Origin of the sequence: Pseudosulfitobacter sp. SM2401 (assembly GCF_042932805.1) — a bacterium.
Lineage (GTDB): Bacteria > Pseudomonadota > Alphaproteobacteria > Rhodobacterales > Rhodobacteraceae > Ascidiaceihabitans.
Map to the genome: position 1 here is coordinate 3,853,353 of NZ_CP170633.1, position 15,383 is coordinate 3,868,735.

Below are 15,383 nucleotides of genomic sequence, written 5' to 3' on the forward strand. Positions count from 1 at the left end.
GGGTCCGCGATGACTGATGTTCAAAGCGAAGTTGTGACAATTGTTGGCAGCGGCCCCAACGCGCCCGACTGTGCGGCGTGGGACAAATCCCGTTTGGGGCGAATCGTTGCGATCAACAACGCGTGGCGGGTGCGCAGCGATTGGGACGACCTGATTTTCCCCGAAGATTTTGCGCCCGACCGCATGCCTGTGTCCGTATCGCCACGCCAAAGGTTGATCGAAGCGGACCAATTCGTGCCTGCCCAAAACGCCTTTGGTGGCTTTGTTTTTGGCGGTGCCACCATGGCGTTCACGGCCGCCTATTGGGCGCTGTTTTCCCTGAAACCACGGGTGCTGGCGTTTATCGGATGTGACATGATCTATGCCCAAACGGGGCCAACACATTTTTACGGAACCGGCACGCCAGACCCGCTGCGCGCTGATGTCAGCCTACAAGATTTGACTGCCAGCGCCATGCGTCTTACGCTTTTATCCGCACAACAGGGCTGTGCTTGCGTCAATCTTTCCAATGATCCCAGTGTGTTATGCTTTGCGCGCGGAACCGCGTCCGCCCTGTCAGACACCCCGACACCGACCATCAGCGCGTCTGAACACATAGCCACCGCGCTGGACGCTGAGGCCGCGTTAAACTACGTCGTGCCGGACGGGCGAATTTGGGAACACACCGACCGGTTTGATCCTGCTAAAATACGCGGTGTTCAACAGCTGTGGCGCGCCGCCTATGCCCGGCAATACCCGTCAAAAGTTGCGGCGCAATAAGCACGGGCTGTGCGCAAAAGCGCGCAGGTGCAATATCATCTGCGTTTGGCACTGGTGCTGCGTCATTGAAATGTCGTATGCGCCTTGCTAAATTGCATATATCCCAGTGCCGGGGACCAGTCGGCGCACTTCCTTAGGAGGACAATGTCCTGTCAGTCCAATCCGACGTGGTTCAATCCACTGATGCAAACGCGGCTGCTCACATGAGCTCTGTTTTTGCCGATGCCAACAGCGAGTCAATCCTAGAGGCCATCCTCGCCTCGCTTGACGACGACAAAGCCGAAGACGTCGTGCAGATTGATCTGCGCGGAAAAACGGCAATCGGCGACTACATGGTCGTGTGCTCTGGTCGTTCGTCACGCCAGGTGGCCGCGATTTCAGAAAAGCTGATCGAGCGTCTAAAAGCCAAATTCGGTCGCAATTCACGCCTAGAAGGCAAGAACACAGGCGACTGGGTTTTGGTCGACACAGGCGACGTGATCGTCCACGTTTTCCGCCCCGAAGTGCGCGAATTCTATCGACTAGAAGAAATGTGGACGCCGGGCGTTGTGGACACTGTCGTGGACACTCCGGCCAGCAACTAGGACACGTTTCCAAGTGTTATTGTCCCGCTTTTCGCTGTCTGTTGTTATGACCACAAACCGCGATGCTGTGACATTTAAGAATTGGACAGTCTGAAATGCGCGTTCATATCTGCGCTGTGGGCCGGCTGCGCGCTGGCCCCGAAGCAGAGCTGATCGACGACTACCTTACCCGATTTGATCGCACTGGCCGTGGCATGGGTCTTGGGCCTGCCAAGATCATCGAGGTCGAGGATCGCAAAAATGCGGGCATGGGGGCCGAGGCAGACCTACTGCGTCGCGCCTTGCCCAAAGGATCACTGATTTGCTGTTTGGATGAACGGGGCAAGGTTGAAACCTCGCCTGCGTTTGCAACACGTCTTGGCGGTTGGCGCGATGCCGGTCGATCAGATGTCGCGTTCATTATCGGGGGGGCTGACGGGATTGACCCGTCGCTGCGCGCCCAAGCCGATCACAAGCTGTCCTTTGGCGCGATGGTCTGGCCGCACATGCTGGTGCGCGTGATGCTGGCCGAACAGTTGTACCGCGCCGCGTCAATCCTGGGCGGCGCGCCGTATCATCGCACTTAGTCCAGCGTGACGATTGTCGTGTCCGGGTTCCAGCCACCGGGCAAATCGCGCGCTTGGATCTGAACCTGCTTGGTGCCTTTCGGGATCGCAACACCAGACAATGACCGCGTAAACGGTTGTTCGTTTTCATGCGGATGCGCCAAGACCCGCAGGCCCAGTTCATTGCCGTTCATGTCCAGCACGCGCCAGCCATCGGCGTAGTGATCCCATCCGGTATCGGGATGCAAGATCGACACGTCAAAGCGCCAGGTCCCACCCAGTTCGATCGCTGTCACTTTGGTGATTTGTGGGGCTTCGGCCTGCGCGGCGGTTGCCAGCAAAATGAATGCTAAAAAATGTTTCATGGCCGCAGGATACCGCGTTGACAGGCAGGATGCAAAATCACGCCTGCGTGTCCATCAAAATGCGCCGCGACACAGAGGCGAATTCGCGGCGATAGATAACCCCGAGCGTGAATACGGTCGCGCACAGCAACGGCACTGGGCCTGCCAACCACGCCGCCGTGGTCAGGGCGAAATAGACCGATCGCAAACCACGGTTAAACCCACGGGCTGCTGTGATGCTGACGGCCGCGGCTTGGTGGCTGCGCGGCACGGCGCGCGGATCGGTGATGTCGTTGGGGACAGAGGCGACCAGCACGGCGGTGTAGCCAAACAGGCGATTGCTCCAGACGAATTTCAGGAACGCGTTGGTCAACAACAGCGCAATCAAGATCAGTTTTATTTCCCACACAAAGGCGGGGTCGCTGGCCAAAATCAATTCATTCGCGATGCCGCTGATTTTGTCGCCATTGCCGATCATCGCCAGCGTGCCGCCAATTGCGATCATGCTGGTCGATGCGAAAAACGCCGTGCCTTGGCGCAGGCTGGCAAGGATCTGGGCATCAAAAATACGCGGATCGCGCGTCACCATTTGCTCCATCCATTCGCGCCGGTACGACGCCATTAGATTAGACACAGACGGGTTCTTCTGCGAGGGTCGATCAATCCACCACCCGATCAACAGCCACCCCGCAATCAAAAGGGTTACAGCGGCGAAATCGAGCGGGGCAAAAAAGGCGATGCGATCAGTCCAAGTCATGCTGCGGTCATAACGCGCAGGCAAGGAACTTGCCAATCGCCAAAATTGGTAATATTATTTTACCAAATTGAAAGTCAGAGGATTCTGCTATGGAAATGCCTGTCCCATCCAAATCCGTGATCGCCCGCAAATCGCGTGTGGTCGAACGCTTGATGGAAGTCTTGCCCGCGGACAGAGTGATCCATGATCCGATGGAAACCCGCGCCTACGAATGTGACGCGCTGACCGCCTATCGCTGCCCGCCGATGGCCGCCGTGTTGCCCGAAACGACGCGTGAAGTCTCGGACGTTTTGCGCATCTGCCACCAAGAGGGCGTGCCAGTTGTGCCGCGTGGTTCAGGCACCTCGCTGGCCGGTGGCGCATTGCCCACAGCCGATTGCGTGATCTTGGGCGTGGCGCGGATGAACGACGTGCTGGAAACCAACTACCCCGACCGCTACGTGCGCGTCCAAACGGGGCGCACCAACTTGTCCGTCACCGGCGCGGTTGAGGAAGACGGGTTTTTCTACGCCCCCGATCCGTCCAGCCAGTTGGCCTGCGCCATTGCGGGCAACATCGCGATGAATTCCGGCGGCGCGCACTGCTTGAAATACGGCGTGACCACCAACAATCTGATGGGCGTGACCATGGTCAAAATGGACGGCAGTGTCGTCACCATCGGCGGCGCGCATCTGGACGCAGGCGGCTTGGATTTGCTCGGCCTGATCTGCGGGTCCGAGGGGCAATTAGGCGTCGTGACCGAAGCCACCCTGCGCATCCTGCACAAACCCGAAGGCGCGCGCCCCGTGCTGGTTGGCTTTGACGACAATGAGGTCGCAGGCGAATGCGTGTCTGACATCATCAAGGCAGGCGTTTTGCCGGTCGCGATTGAATTCATGGACCGTCTGTGCATCGAAACAACCGAGAATTTCGCCAAGGCGGGCTATCCCGATTGCAACGCGTTGTTGATCATCGAGGTCGAAGGCTCAGAGGCCGAAATCGACGACCAGCTGTCCCGCATCGTCGAGATCGCCAAACGCCACGACCCCGTCGAAATTCGTGAAAGCAAATCCGCCGAAGAAAGCGCGAAAATCTGGTTGGGCCGCAAATCCGCCTTTGGCGCGATTGGTCAGATCAGCGACTACATGTGTCTGGATGGAACGATCCCTGTGTCGTCGCTGCCGATGGTCTTGCGCCGGATCGGCGAGCTGTCAGAACAGTTCGGCCTGCAAGTCGGCAACGTGTTTCACGCAGGCGACGGTAATATGCACCCGCTGATCCTGTTTGATGCAAACAAAGAAGGCGACCTTGAATTGTGCGAGGACATGGGCGCCGAAATCCTGAAACTTTGCGTTGATGCGGGCGGTTGCTTGACTGGCGAACACGGCGTTGGCATCGAAAAACGCGACCTGATGGGCTATCAATACGCCCCTGCCGACCTCGAGGCGCAAATGGCGGTCAAAGACGTGTTTGACCCGCAATGGTTGCTGAACGCGGCCAAGGTTTTCCCGCTGGCTTCGTCTCAAGAACGGCGCGCCGACGCTATCGCAGCAGAGTAATTTGACATGACAAAGATGATGACACCGGGCAGCGAAGCCGAGCTTGCGCAAATCGTGGCCGACGCCAAAGGCCCACTGACCATTCAAGGCGGCGGCACGCGTGGCATGGCGGTGGACGGCGACGTGCTCAGCACGGCTGGCCTTAGCGGGATCGAACTCTATGAACCGGGCGCTTTGACCATCGTGGTTAAGGCGGGCACGCCGGTGGCCGAGGTCGACGCCGCATTGGCCAAAGAACGCCAGCGCCTTGCCTTTGAACCGATGGACCATCGCGGTTTGCTGGACACCAAAGGCACCCCGACGATGGGGTCGCTGGTCGCCGCTAACATCAGTGGACCCCGCCGCATTCAGGCCGGCGCTGCGCGCGATTTTGCGCTGGGCGTGCGGTTTGTCGACGGGCAGGGCGAGATCATCAAGAACGGTGGCCGCGTGATGAAAAACGTGACCGGCTACGATCTGGTTAAACTGATGTCGGGCAGTCACGGCACACTTGGGGTGCTTAGCGAAGTGTCCCTCAAGGTGTTGCCGATGCCCGAAACCGAAGCCACGCTGATGGTTCACGGGCTCGACAATGACAGCGCGGTGCAGGCGATGGCAGCGGCGCTCGGATCACCTTATGACGTCACTGGTGCTGCCCACATTCCGGGCGGAGACGCAGGTGTCACCATGATCCGCGTCGAAGGATTTGAAGCATCCGTTGCCTACCGCATCGAACAATTGCGCACGGCCTTGGCCCGATTTGGAACCGAAATGTCCGTGTCCGAAGATTCGAACGCCGCGTGGCAAGACGTGCGCGATGTGACCGCGTTTCACGGGGCAACCGGCGACGTCTGGCGCGTGTCGGTCAAGCCATCCGCAGGCCCCGACATCGTTAAATCATCAGGTGCCGAGGCGGCGTTATTCGACTGGGCGGGGGGCCTCGTGTGGCTGTGCACAGCGCCGGGCACAGATTTGCGCGCGCGCCTTGGGCCCATCGCTGGCCACGCAACTTTGGTGCGCGGTTCAGGACAGGCGCGGTTCCATCCCGAAGACGCAGGCGTCGCCACGCTTAGCCAAGGATTGCGCCAACGTTTTGATCCACGTGGCATTCTGAACGCTGGATTGATGGGCTCATGATCCCCCTCATCCTGATTTTTCTCTTGGTGTTTGTTGTCGGCCCGATGGTATTTTTCGCGCTGATCCGACCAACACCAACTTGGCGGCAATTTCGCGCGCTAATCGCGATCACAGCCGGGTGTTTGGGTATCGGCCTTGCCTTGCGGTTTGGCACGAATGGATGGGGGCGCGACCCTGTGCAAACCTTTGCGGGCATGACCCTGATGTGGGCCGCCTGGATCGCGATTTTGGCCCTGATGGTGCAACGTTTTCGCGCGATTGACCCCGGTGACGGCATGCGCCGTTGGACCGCAATTATCGGCGTGCTCTGCACAACTATTCCGTGGTTCGGACTGGCTTCGGCCCGATTGATGACAGTTTAAGGATTTCAGCAAATGCAAACGATGTTCACCCCCGCGCAGCTGAAAGACCCTGCAATCGAGCGTTCAAACGAGATTTTGCGCACCTGTGTGCACTGCGGTTTTTGCACGGCGACCTGCCCGACCTACCAAGTGTTAGGCGATGAATTGGACAGCCCGCGTGGCCGGATTTATCTGATCAAAGACATGCTGGAAAACGAACGTGTGCCGGATGAAAAGACGGTCAAACACATCGACCGGTGCCTGAGTTGTCTTGCGTGTATGACGACCTGTCCTTCGGGCGTGCACTACATGCATTTGGTCGATCACGCGCGCGATTACATCGAACAGAACTACAAACGACCCCTTAGTGATCGCGCCCTGCGCTGGGTGCTGGCGCGAATTTTGCCCTACCCGATGCGGTTTCGTGTGGCGCTGCTCGGGGCGAAAATCGGCCGCCCGTTTGCGCGATTTATCCCTGATGTGCGCGTGCGTGCGATGCTGGAAATGGCCCCCAAACACATCCCGCCGGTTAGCCGCAATGATGATCCGCAAACCTTTGCGCCCGAACAGCCGCGCAAAAAACGTGTGGCCCTGATGACCGGCTGTGCGCAAAAGGCGCTGAACACTGACGTCAACGATGCCACGATCCGCTTGCTAACGCGGTTGGGGTGCGAGGTTGTCGTGGCCAAAGGTGCGGGCTGTTGCGGCGCGCTGACCCACCACATGGGCAAAGCCAGCGAAAGCCACGCGACGGCGGCCAAAAACATCACCGCTTGGGTTGACGAAATGGACGGCGACGGGTTGGACGCGATCGTCATCAACACCTCGGGTTGCGGCACCACGGTCAAGGACTACGGCCACATGTTTCGCAACGATCCACTGGCCGCAGACGCCGCGCGCGTGTCCGATATCGCGATGGACGTCAGCGAAGTTCTGATGCAACTGGACATGACCGACGGGGCCGACAAATCGCTGACCATCGCCTATCACGCGGCCTGTTCGTTGCAGCACGGCCAGCAGATCAAAACCTATCCCAAGGACCTGTTGAAAAAGGCGGGGTTCACCGTGGTCGAGCCCAAAGATTCGCACCTGTGTTGTGGATCGGCCGGAACGTACAATCTGATGCAGCCCGAGATTTCCAAGCAGCTGAAAGAACGCAAGGTGCGCAGCCTTGAGGCCAAGAACCCCGACATCATCGCGGCGGGCAACATCGGGTGCATGATGCAGATCGGGTCGGCGATTGGCGTGCCGGTTGTGCACACGGTCGAACTGCTTGATTGGGCGACAGGCGGGCCACGTCCATCCGCGTTGGATCGCGCAGAAAACCCGGCACCGCAGGTTCCTATCCTGCGATAATCCGCCGATCGGAAACGGTGCGTTTCAGATGCACGCAGCGATTGCCCTAATTTTGCCTTAAGTTGACACTAAAGCGGTCAGGTATTGTTAAAGGATCGGCTTGTGCGTCGCTGGATGTCTCTTTCTATCATGGTGATTGTCGTTACGTCTGCCGCTTTTGCGCAGGACGCGCGCTTGCGCCGCTTGGACACGGGCGATGATGGCCGCGCCTGGGAAGCCGTCGGGCGGCTCGACATTGGCGGTTCCGGATTTTGCACAGGTGCGCTGATTGCGCCCAATTTGGTGCTGACCGCAGGACACTGTTTGTTCGACAAAGACACCAACGAACGCATCGATCCCGTCTCCATCGAATTTCTTGCGGGTTGGCGCAATGGCCGCGCGTCTGCCTACCGCAATGTGCGCCGCGCTGTTGTGCATCCTGAGTACATTTTTGACGGCGAAGTATCGTCAGAACGGGTGCGCAATGATCTGGCGTTGCTCGAACTTGAACGCCCCATTCGCAACACAACGATCACCCCATTTGGAACAGCAGCCCGCCCGCGCAAAGGCGATCAGGTTGGTGTCGTCAGCTACGCCAAAGACCGCTCAGACGCCCCGTCCTTACAAGAAGTCTGCACCGTTCTGGCCCGCCAAGACGGCGTTTTGGTCACGTCATGTTCGGTCGATTTCGGATCGTCGGGCGCGCCAATTTTCACGATGGAAAACGGCGCGGCACACATCGTTTCGATCGTGTCCGCCAAGGCTGAAGTCGACGGCGACAAGGTATCGCTCGGGACCGGATTAGGCGCGCCGCTGGCCAGATTGCAGGCCGAAATGGTTGCTGGAAAAGGCGTGTTTCAGAAGGTGGCAAAGACACCTCGGGTGGGCGTCAACGGCGCACGCCACGACACGGGCGCAAAGTTCATCAAACCATGATGCGGTTTGGCCTAGCTGTTCTTTTGTGCCTGCTTGGCGTCACCGCACAGGCACAAACCACTGATTTAAAACGTTTAGGTACCGAAAACGAAGCGTTAAATTGGCAGGCGGTTGGCCGTCTGGAACTGGCGGGTCGTGGATTTTGCACCGCAACATTGATCGCGCCAGACACGGTTTTGACGGCCGCACATTGCGTTTACGACAGCGCCACGGGGCGTGCGCACGGCGCGGAAAACCTCGTTTTTCGGGCGGGTTTGCGCGAAGGCCAAGCCGCCGCCGTTCGCGGTATTTCGAAACTGGTCGCCCATCCCGGGTTTGATCCGAACGGCCCGATGAACATGCAAAACGTGTCACATGACGTCGCACTTTTGCGTCTGGCTGACCCGATCCCAAGTTCGGAACTGAACTGGTTCGCCCTGCACAACGACAGGGTCACGACAGGTCCCGTCAGCGTCGTTTCCTACGGCAAAGGGCGCGCCGATGCCCAGTCGCGCCAACGCGAATGTCAGATGTTGGAACGTCAAAATGACGTGCTGGCGTTCGATTGCGATGTGACGTTTGGATCCTCCGGCGCGCCGGTGTTTTCGCATCTGAACGGGCGGGGTCGCGTGGTGTCTGTGATCAGCGGGATGACGATGCACAACGGCAAAAAGATCGCGCTTGGCATGTATTTGCCGCCTTTGGTGGCCGAATTGAAAACGATCCTGCGCACCGGATCAGGCCCTAAACCCATAGCGCGTATCAGACGTCTCAGTGTCGGATCAGGCAACGCCACGACAGGCGCAAAATTCGTCAAAGCGCCGGGGTCCTGAGAGCGTTTTCGCCTAGGTCTTGAACTGCAAAAAATCCTTCCCACATCATACTCATCGGTATGCCTGATTAGGGTGCCGACACCAAAATGGCCTGTCCGATCAGGAGGGTCCGAACGTAAAATTGCTCATGAATGAGGATGATAAACCTATGCGAACACTAGATTTTGCACCGCTGTACCGCGCCACTGTTGGCTTTGACCAAATCGCAGACCTGATGGATCGGGTCCTGACGAATGAAGGCGCGCAAAACAGCTACCCCCCGTATAATATCGAGAAAACGGACGATGATACGTACCGTATTTCGATCGCAGTCGCCGGTTTTGGAGAGGCTGATCTGAACGTCGAAGTCCGCGAAAATGCGCTGATTGTGACGGCCAAAAAAGCTGACGAAGAAGCCGCGAAAAAGTTCCTGCATCGTGGCATTGCCACCCGTGCGTTCGAGCGGCGTTTTCATCTGGCCGACCATGTTCGTGTGACCGGCGCGGCCCACGCGGACGGCATGCTGCACATCGATCTGTCACGCGAAGTGCCCGAGGCGCTGAAACCGCGTCGCATCCAGATTGCAGGTCAAAAGGCGATCCAAACAGACGTGGTTGACGCCAAAGCCGTGAACTAACCCTCGTACCTTAACGATCTCAAAGGCCCCAAGTTCCCTCCCGGCTTGGGGCCTTTATTTTGTCCGTTGTGACGCGCGTGCGAACAGCAACGGCACCAGCACCGACAGCACCAGTAACCGCGCCAAATGGCACGCCGCGACAAAGCCGGGGGTGATGCCCAACGCCACGCTCATCGCGACCATGGTTTCTAATCCGCCCGGCGCAAAGGCGATCATCAGGTGTTGGATTGGCAGGCCAAGCGCCCATGCGGTTGCGATGGCAAACCCGAACGCGATTGTCGCCGTGATCAGGGTCGCAAGCGTGCCGACCCAAGCCGAGCGGCGCAAATCCGACAGGCTGACATTGCCAAAACGGGTGCCGATCAGCGTGCCCAAAATGACGAACGCGGGCAGCGCCATTTGATTGGGGACTTGCCCCGGGGTGACGTCAAACCCGTGCCCGATCATCGACACCAACATGGCCCCGATCAGCAAGGGTGCCGGTACGCGCAAACGGTTCAAAACCAGGCTGGCGAGATAGGCCAAGACGGCCAAAACCGCGATCATCCACAGCGCCATCGGGGTGCCTGTTGCGCCAAAAGTTGTCGGGGCATCGATGCCCATCGCAACGGCCGCCAGCGGCGTCAGCAAAGTCAGCGCCAGCAGCCGGATCGACTGCACAATCGCGATGCGCTGCACGTCCAGATCGTATTGCGTGCTGATGCTTAGAACAAAGCTGAGGTGACCGGGCGAGGCCGCCAAAAGCCCGCTTTGCGCATCAAAACCAAAGACCCGCTCCAACAGGCGCCACACCACCAGCATCGCAAGGATCGTGGACAGCGAAAGCGCCAGAAACACCAGTGGCAAACGCAGCAGCATCTGCGTGGTTTCCGCCGTCATGCCCGCCCCGATACTGATGCCCAGCACCACAAAAGCGATGTCGCGCAGCAACCCCGAAAGGGCAATTTTCATACCCCCAAGACCGGCAATGCTGACGGCCAAAGCGGGACCTGTCAGTTCGGGAATGGGAAAGGACAACAGCCGCGCCACCAACATGCCCAGCACACCAACGCCCAGTGTTCTGAGCGTGACCAGGGCGGAGGGTGGCAGCGCGACCAAGTGGCTTAGACCGACATGCAGATGTATTTCATCTCGAGGAATTCCTCGATGCCGTGGTGGCTGCCTTCGCGGCCCAGACCCGATTGTTTGATGCCACCGAACGGGGCGACTTCGGTGCTGATGATGCCGGTGTTGACGCCAACGATGCCGTACTCCAGTGCCTCGGACACCTTGTAAACGCGGCTGAGATCCTTGGCGTAAAAGTAGGCGGCCAAACCAAAGATCGTGTCGTTTGCCATGGCGATCACGTCGTCAACGTCGTCGAATTTGAACAGCGGCGCGAGCGGGCCAAACGTCTCTTCTTGGGCGACTTTCATGTCTTGGGTGACGCCGGTGACGATGGTGGGTTGCAAGAAACTGCCGCCCAATGAGTGCGGTTCGCCGCCGGTCAGGATTGATCCGCCATTGTTCAGAATATCGGTCATGTGGTCTTGGACTTTTTCGACGGCTTTGGTCGAAATCAGCGGGCCGGTTGTGACACCATCCTCGAACCCGTCGCCGACAGTCAGCGCCTCGACCGCGACCTTTAGTTTGGCGGCAAATGCGTCGTACACGCCGGCCTGCACGTAGATGCGGTTGGCGCAGACGCAGGTTTGGCCCGCGTTGCGGAATTTGCACATCATGGCACCCGCGACGGCGTCGTCCAGATCGGCGTCATCGAACACGATGAACGGCGCATTCCCGCCCAGTTCCATGGAACATTTCATGACTTGGTCGGCGGCTTGCTTCAGCAAGATGCGACCGACTTGGGTCGATCCTGTGAACGTCAACTTGCGCACCGCGTGATTTTCGCAGAATTCTTTGCCCGTCTCGGACGCATCGGACGTCGTGACGACTTGGAACACACCGGCTGGAAAACCCGCGCGTTCCGCCAGCACCGCGATGGCTGTTGCTGACAGCGGCGTCAATTCGGCGGGGCGCGCGATGAATGCACAGCCAGCGGCCAGAGCCGGTGCGGCCTTGCGCGTGATCATCGCGTTCGGGAAATTCCACGGCGTGATCGATGCGGCAACACCGATGGGTTGTTTCAACACGGTGATGCGCGCGTTGCGCAAATGGCCCGGAATAGTCTCGCCGTAGACGCGTTTGGCTTCTTCGGCAAAGAATTCAATGAACGAGGCACCGTAGGCGATTTCGCCCTTGGCCTCGGCCAGTGGTTTGCCTTGTTCAGCGGTCAGGATTATGCCCAGATCGTCCTGGTTTTCCATCATCAGATTGAACCATTTGCGCAAAACTGCGCCGCGTTCTTTGCCCGTCCAGTGTGCCCATTCTTTTTGGGCAACTTCGGCCTGCGCGATGGCCCCGGCCAACTGTGCGCGGCTAAGGTCGGCGACCTGCGCAATCACGTCACCGCGGGCCGGATTGGTCACGTCAAACGTGCCTTTGTCACCGTCCACAAAGCCCGACCCGATGTAGGCGCGGGGTTCCAGCAGGCTAGGGTCGTTAAGCATGGATTTCAGGTTTGTGGCTGTATCGAGCATGGGATGTCCTTTGCGGCAATGTGTTGGGGAAACCCAAAGCAAGGAATTGACGATTTGTCCAGTGTGACGGGAATTGCTTGACCCAAATGCACAGTTGGTTCTAAGGCTGGATGCACCTGCCCGATGGCGTCGCGCGGGGGTATCATAAATCTATGTCCTGAACGCCGGGACCTTTCTGAAAAGGAGGGTCTGACTTGACCTCACGTCCAAATTTCCACCGTTTCCACAACGGGCAAAAAGCCCCGTTGCAGTTTTCCGTTGCCGAATACGAAGGCCGCGTTGCAGGCTTGCGTGCGCGGATGGCCGCCCTCGGGTGCAGCGCCGCAGTGCTGACATCGATGCACAACGTGTCCTATTATTCGGGCTTTACCTACTGCGCGTTCGGGCGGCCCTACGCGCTGGTTGTCACTGAAACCGAATGCGTCAGCATCAGCGCTGGCATTGATGCGGGCCAGCCGTGGCGCCGTTCGTGGTGCGACAACATCACCTACACAGACTGGGTGCGCGACAACTATTGGCGGGCGATTTTGTCGGTCACAGGGGCCGGTGCGGTTGTTGGCTACGAAAGCGACCACATCAGCCTGCTGCAAATGGCCAAGCTGGACGGGTTCCTTGCGCCTGCGTCCAAGGTCGATCTGTACGAGACGACGATGCTGCAACGGATGCACAAATCCGAGGCTGAAATCACGCTGATCCGCGCCGGCGCTGCGGTTGCTGACGTGGGCGGCTACGCGGTGCGCGACGCGATCAAAGTCGGTGCTCGTGAAATTGACGTGGCGATGGCGGGGCGGGACGCGATGGAGGCCGAGATTGCATCGATGTTCCCGGACGCGGAATACCGCGACACGTGGGTCTGGTTCCAGTCCGGCATCAACACCGACGGCGCGCACAACCCCGTCACCGCGCGCAAATTGCAGCGCGGCGATATTTTGTCGCTGAACACGTTCCCGATGATTTCCGGTTACTACACGGCGCTGGAACGGACGCTGTTTGTGCAAGAGGTCGATGACGCCAGCCGCGCGATTTGGGAGGCCAACATCGGAGCCCATGAGCTGGGCATGTCGCTGCTGAAACCGGGGGCAAGCTGCGCTGAAGTCACCGCCGGCGTGAACACGTTCTTTGAGGAACGCGACCTGCTGCAATACCGCACCTTTGGCTACGGCCATTCGTTTGGCGTGCTGTCGCACTACTACGGGCGCGAGGCGGGGCTGGAACTGCGCGAAGACATCGACACGGTGCTGGAACCCGGCATGGTGATTTCGATGGAGCCGATGCTGACGTTGCCGGAGGGCCAAGCGGGGGCGGGGGGCTACCGCGAGCACGACATTTTGGTGATCACCAAAGACGGGGCCGAAAACATCACGGGCTACCCCTACGGGCCGGACTTTAACGTGGTTGGCTAAAACAACGGTGCGGCGCGTGATCCAAACGAGGCGCGTGCCGCGCCACACGATGTTTACAAACGCCATCCGGCGTTTGGTTTGGCGCTTGGGGTGGCGGGTCGGGATTTCCTGACCTTGCATCCCGCAGTGCCCCTTATTCCTTTTCAACCTTCCTTGATTTTGCAACACTTGTCGGGAAATTGGCTGTTGGGTGATGTAAATCGACTTAACATTGCCTATATGCTACGTAACAGTTTGAAAGACAGGAGAATTTGATGGCGAATTTTGACGCGCAGGTACGGGAATCCCAGACGCAGGTCGCTCAGGCGCAAAGCAAAATTGCGGAACTGACCAGCCGGATTGAAACGGCGCGCGCCAAAATGACGGCGGGTGACGAGGCGATGATCGACATTGAAAACGCCTCGCTTGAGGATGTGCATGCCCACACCGACGTCATGAACGCCAACATCGCCGAGCTGATTATGGGGCTGGATGACGTGACATCCGCGTTTTCCAAAGACTTTGACGAGATGCGCAACAAGACCGGTTGGGAAAGCATTGTTGGTATTTTTGCCAGCGCCAAGTCCGACAGCATGCGTCAAGAGCGTGTGCGCACCGCATCCATCGACGACAAGTTGCAGGACCTGATCAGCAAATCCGACGTGATCGTGCAACTGTTGACCGGACAGCTGGCGATGCTTGAGGAACAAAAGATCAAGGTCGAAACCAACCTGACCGAGACGCTGGACGAGCGTGAATTTACGGTTCAGGAATTGTCGGCGTTGCAGGCAGATATCCAAGCGATGGATCCGAAAATCATCACGGTCGAGAACAAGATTTCGACCGAGCAAGATGCTGCTGCGCGCACCAAGCTGGAAACGGAATTGGCCGCATTGAACACCCAGTACAACGCGATGGTGCAGGACGAACAGGTCAAGCTGGCCAAGTCCCAAACGCTGGAACGCTACATCGAAAAGGGCAAGACCTGGATCGATTCATTGCAAAACCAGGCGGCGACGCAAATGGTGCTGATTAACAAGCTGGAAACCGACACCAAACAGCGTGTGGTTCTGTACGACGCGCTGACCAAATCGTTGAAAACCGCGCAGCAACAAGACGTCGCGCACCGCATCAACGAGATCGGCGTGCAGACCGATCAAGAGGCGCAAACCGCGATGGCCGCGATTGGGTCTGCCACCAACAAACGCATGGCCGAAATGATGGAAGCGCACGAGGATCACATGGTCTTTGCCCGCGATGTGCTGGAGCAAAAGGCCAAGGCGGATGAACGCTTTGCCCGCCGGTTTGCCAAGATCATCGAGAAGCATGACAGCAACCAGTATGGTGGGTGATGAGCAAAGCAGAAATAAGAACGGGCTGCATAACTGGTTTCCTGTTTGCCGCATTATCGACAGTCATTTTTGTGCTGCCAATGCTGATGACTGGACAGAGTACGTTAACGATCAGCGGAGTTCTCGGCAAGAAAGTAACGGTTCTCGGCCCTGATTCTGATTTCCAAATGGGGCAGTTCTTGCTGCTCTTACCAGTAATTTTTACGGGTTTGTTTGGTGTGTTTTTTGGAATTCAATTTCGTCGGTCTCGGCAACTACAATTCCTAGGCGCTGCCAATCCTAATGCCCCGTTGCATTTGCGTGACCGCTATAACTTAAGGTTTTGGGACCGGGTCGTTTACCGATTGAACTCTGATGGCACAGATGCCCAAAGGATGCCTAAATAAC

The 15,383-nt window shown here is 58.3% G+C and carries 17 protein-coding genes; 13 read left to right on the top strand and 4 right to left on the bottom strand.

What is annotated here, in order from left to right; translation table 11 throughout:
• Positions 1–9 precede the first annotated feature (9 nt).
• From ACFIO0_RS18905 to rlmH, 3 genes are all read left to right on the top strand, one after another.
• On the top strand, positions 10–759 hold the full coding sequence (locus tag ACFIO0_RS18905) for a hypothetical protein (protein ID WP_390911949.1): 750 nt from the start codon (positions 10–12) through the stop codon (positions 757–759).
• 203 nt (positions 760–962) lie between these two features.
• Positions 963–1,343, top strand: a complete 381-nt coding sequence (rsfS, locus tag ACFIO0_RS18910; RefSeq protein ID WP_390911950.1) for a ribosome silencing factor — start codon at positions 963–965, stop codon at positions 1,341–1,343.
• Between the two features lie 95 nt (positions 1,344–1,438).
• Entirely contained in the window at positions 1,439–1,909 is a 471-nt protein-coding gene (gene rlmH, locus ACFIO0_RS18915) for a 23S rRNA (pseudouridine(1915)-N(3))-methyltransferase RlmH (protein WP_390911951.1), read from the top strand.
• Here the strand turns inward: rlmH and ACFIO0_RS18920 are convergent.
• Both ACFIO0_RS18920 and ACFIO0_RS18925 read right to left on the bottom strand, forming a co-directional pair.
• Positions 1,906–2,253 (bottom strand): hypothetical protein, encoded by a 348-nt coding sequence (locus ACFIO0_RS18920; protein ID WP_390911952.1) that lies wholly within the window; start codon positions 2,251–2,253, stop codon positions 1,906–1,908. The two genes, rlmH and ACFIO0_RS18920, sit on opposite strands and share 4 nt — an antisense overlap.
• Before the next feature lie 37 nt (positions 2,254–2,290).
• Entirely contained in the window at positions 2,291–2,989 is a 699-nt protein-coding gene (locus ACFIO0_RS18925; RefSeq protein ID WP_390911953.1) for a DUF599 family protein, read from the bottom strand.
• Positions 2,990–3,078: 89 nt separating this feature from the next.
• Between ACFIO0_RS18925 and ACFIO0_RS18930 the strand changes: the two genes are divergently transcribed.
• From ACFIO0_RS18930 to ACFIO0_RS18960, 7 genes are all read left to right on the top strand, one after another.
• Positions 3,079–4,527, top strand: a complete 1,449-nt coding sequence (locus ACFIO0_RS18930; protein WP_390911954.1) for an FAD-linked oxidase C-terminal domain-containing protein — start codon at positions 3,079–3,081, stop codon at positions 4,525–4,527.
• An 18-nt stretch (positions 4,528–4,545) separates the two neighbouring features.
• Positions 4,546–5,643, top strand: a complete 1,098-nt coding sequence (locus ACFIO0_RS18935; RefSeq protein WP_390915369.1) for an FAD-binding protein — start codon at positions 4,546–4,548, stop codon at positions 5,641–5,643.
• On the top strand, positions 5,640–6,005 hold the full coding sequence (locus tag ACFIO0_RS18940) for a hypothetical protein (RefSeq protein ID WP_390911955.1): 366 nt from the start codon (positions 5,640–5,642) through the stop codon (positions 6,003–6,005). The genes ACFIO0_RS18935 and ACFIO0_RS18940 overlap by 4 nt, the downstream gene beginning before the upstream one ends.
• A 12-nt stretch (positions 6,006–6,017) precedes the next feature.
• On the top strand, positions 6,018–7,340 hold the full coding sequence (glcF, locus tag ACFIO0_RS18945; protein ID WP_390911956.1) for a glycolate oxidase subunit GlcF: 1,323 nt from the start codon (positions 6,018–6,020) through the stop codon (positions 7,338–7,340).
• 114 nt (positions 7,341–7,454) lie between these two features.
• On the top strand, positions 7,455–8,255 hold the full coding sequence (locus ACFIO0_RS18950) for a trypsin-like serine protease (protein WP_390911957.1): 801 nt from the start codon (positions 7,455–7,457) through the stop codon (positions 8,253–8,255).
• Complete coding sequence (locus tag ACFIO0_RS18955; protein ID WP_390911958.1) at positions 8,252–9,067, top strand: trypsin-like serine protease; 816 nt, start codon at positions 8,252–8,254, stop codon at positions 9,065–9,067. The genes ACFIO0_RS18950 and ACFIO0_RS18955 overlap by 4 nt, the downstream gene beginning before the upstream one ends.
• Before the next feature lie 148 nt (positions 9,068–9,215).
• A complete protein-coding gene (locus tag ACFIO0_RS18960; RefSeq protein WP_390911959.1) occupies positions 9,216–9,683 on the top strand; it encodes an Hsp20 family protein in 468 nt (155 codons plus the stop codon).
• A gap of 54 nt (positions 9,684–9,737) precedes the next feature.
• On the opposite strand, the gene ACFIO0_RS18965 is transcribed toward ACFIO0_RS18960, so the two are convergent.
• A complete protein-coding gene (locus tag ACFIO0_RS18965; RefSeq protein ID WP_390911960.1) occupies positions 9,738–10,781 on the bottom strand; it encodes an AbrB family transcriptional regulator in 1,044 nt (347 codons plus the stop codon).
• A gap of 5 nt (positions 10,782–10,786) precedes the next feature.
• On the bottom strand, positions 10,787–12,262 hold the full coding sequence (locus tag ACFIO0_RS18970) for a succinate-semialdehyde dehydrogenase (protein WP_390911961.1): 1,476 nt from the start codon (positions 12,260–12,262) through the stop codon (positions 10,787–10,789).
• Between the two features lie 194 nt (positions 12,263–12,456).
• Here ACFIO0_RS18970 and ACFIO0_RS18975 point away from each other — a divergent pair, with 194 nt between their 5' ends.
• From ACFIO0_RS18975 to ACFIO0_RS18985, 3 genes are all read left to right on the top strand, one after another.
• On the top strand, positions 12,457–13,665 hold the full coding sequence (locus ACFIO0_RS18975) for a M24 family metallopeptidase (RefSeq protein ID WP_390911962.1): 1,209 nt from the start codon (positions 12,457–12,459) through the stop codon (positions 13,663–13,665).
• A 254-nt stretch (positions 13,666–13,919) separates the two neighbouring features.
• A complete protein-coding gene (locus ACFIO0_RS18980; protein WP_390911963.1) occupies positions 13,920–14,996 on the top strand; it encodes a hypothetical protein in 1,077 nt (358 codons plus the stop codon).
• On the top strand, positions 14,996–15,382 hold the full coding sequence (locus ACFIO0_RS18985) for a hypothetical protein (protein ID WP_390911964.1): 387 nt from the start codon (positions 14,996–14,998) through the stop codon (positions 15,380–15,382). The genes ACFIO0_RS18980 and ACFIO0_RS18985 overlap by 1 nt, the downstream gene beginning before the upstream one ends.
• The last annotated feature ends 1 nt before the right edge of the window (position 15,383 follow it).

What these genes read in the sequence shown, in the direction of transcription:
- ACFIO0_RS18920 (WP_390911952.1), bottom strand. Translation starts at nt 2,253, where the DNA reads ATGAAACATTTTTTAGCATTCATTTTGCTGGCAACCGCCGCGCAGGCC.
- ACFIO0_RS18985 (WP_390911964.1), top strand. Translation starts at nt 14,996, where the DNA reads ATGAGCAAAGCAGAAATAAGAACGGGCTGCATAACTGGTTTCCTGTTT.
- ACFIO0_RS18940 (WP_390911955.1), top strand. Translation starts at nt 5,640, where the DNA reads ATGATCCCCCTCATCCTGATTTTTCTCTTGGTGTTTGTTGTCGGCCCG.
- ACFIO0_RS18970 (WP_390911961.1), bottom strand. Translation starts at nt 12,262, where the DNA reads ATGCTCGATACAGCCACAAACCTGAAATCCATGCTTAACGACCCTAGC.
- ACFIO0_RS18980 (WP_390911963.1), top strand. Translation starts at nt 13,920, where the DNA reads ATGGCGAATTTTGACGCGCAGGTACGGGAATCCCAGACGCAGGTCGCT.
- ACFIO0_RS18935 (WP_390915369.1), top strand. Translation starts at nt 4,546, where the DNA reads ATGACACCGGGCAGCGAAGCCGAGCTTGCGCAAATCGTGGCCGACGCC.
- ACFIO0_RS18905 (WP_390911949.1), top strand. Translation starts at nt 10, where the DNA reads ATGACTGATGTTCAAAGCGAAGTTGTGACAATTGTTGGCAGCGGCCCC.
- ACFIO0_RS18960 (WP_390911959.1), top strand. Translation starts at nt 9,216, where the DNA reads ATGCGAACACTAGATTTTGCACCGCTGTACCGCGCCACTGTTGGCTTT.
- rsfS (WP_390911950.1), top strand. Translation starts at nt 963, where the DNA reads ATGAGCTCTGTTTTTGCCGATGCCAACAGCGAGTCAATCCTAGAGGCC.
- ACFIO0_RS18925 (WP_390911953.1), bottom strand. Translation starts at nt 2,989, where the DNA reads ATGACTTGGACTGATCGCATCGCCTTTTTTGCCCCGCTCGATTTCGCC.
- ACFIO0_RS18955 (WP_390911958.1), top strand. Translation starts at nt 8,252, where the DNA reads ATGATGCGGTTTGGCCTAGCTGTTCTTTTGTGCCTGCTTGGCGTCACC.
- glcF (WP_390911956.1), top strand. Translation starts at nt 6,018, where the DNA reads ATGCAAACGATGTTCACCCCCGCGCAGCTGAAAGACCCTGCAATCGAG.
- ACFIO0_RS18950 (WP_390911957.1), top strand. Translation starts at nt 7,455, where the DNA reads ATGTCTCTTTCTATCATGGTGATTGTCGTTACGTCTGCCGCTTTTGCG.
- ACFIO0_RS18930 (WP_390911954.1), top strand. Translation starts at nt 3,079, where the DNA reads ATGGAAATGCCTGTCCCATCCAAATCCGTGATCGCCCGCAAATCGCGT.
- rlmH (WP_390911951.1), top strand. Translation starts at nt 1,439, where the DNA reads ATGCGCGTTCATATCTGCGCTGTGGGCCGGCTGCGCGCTGGCCCCGAA.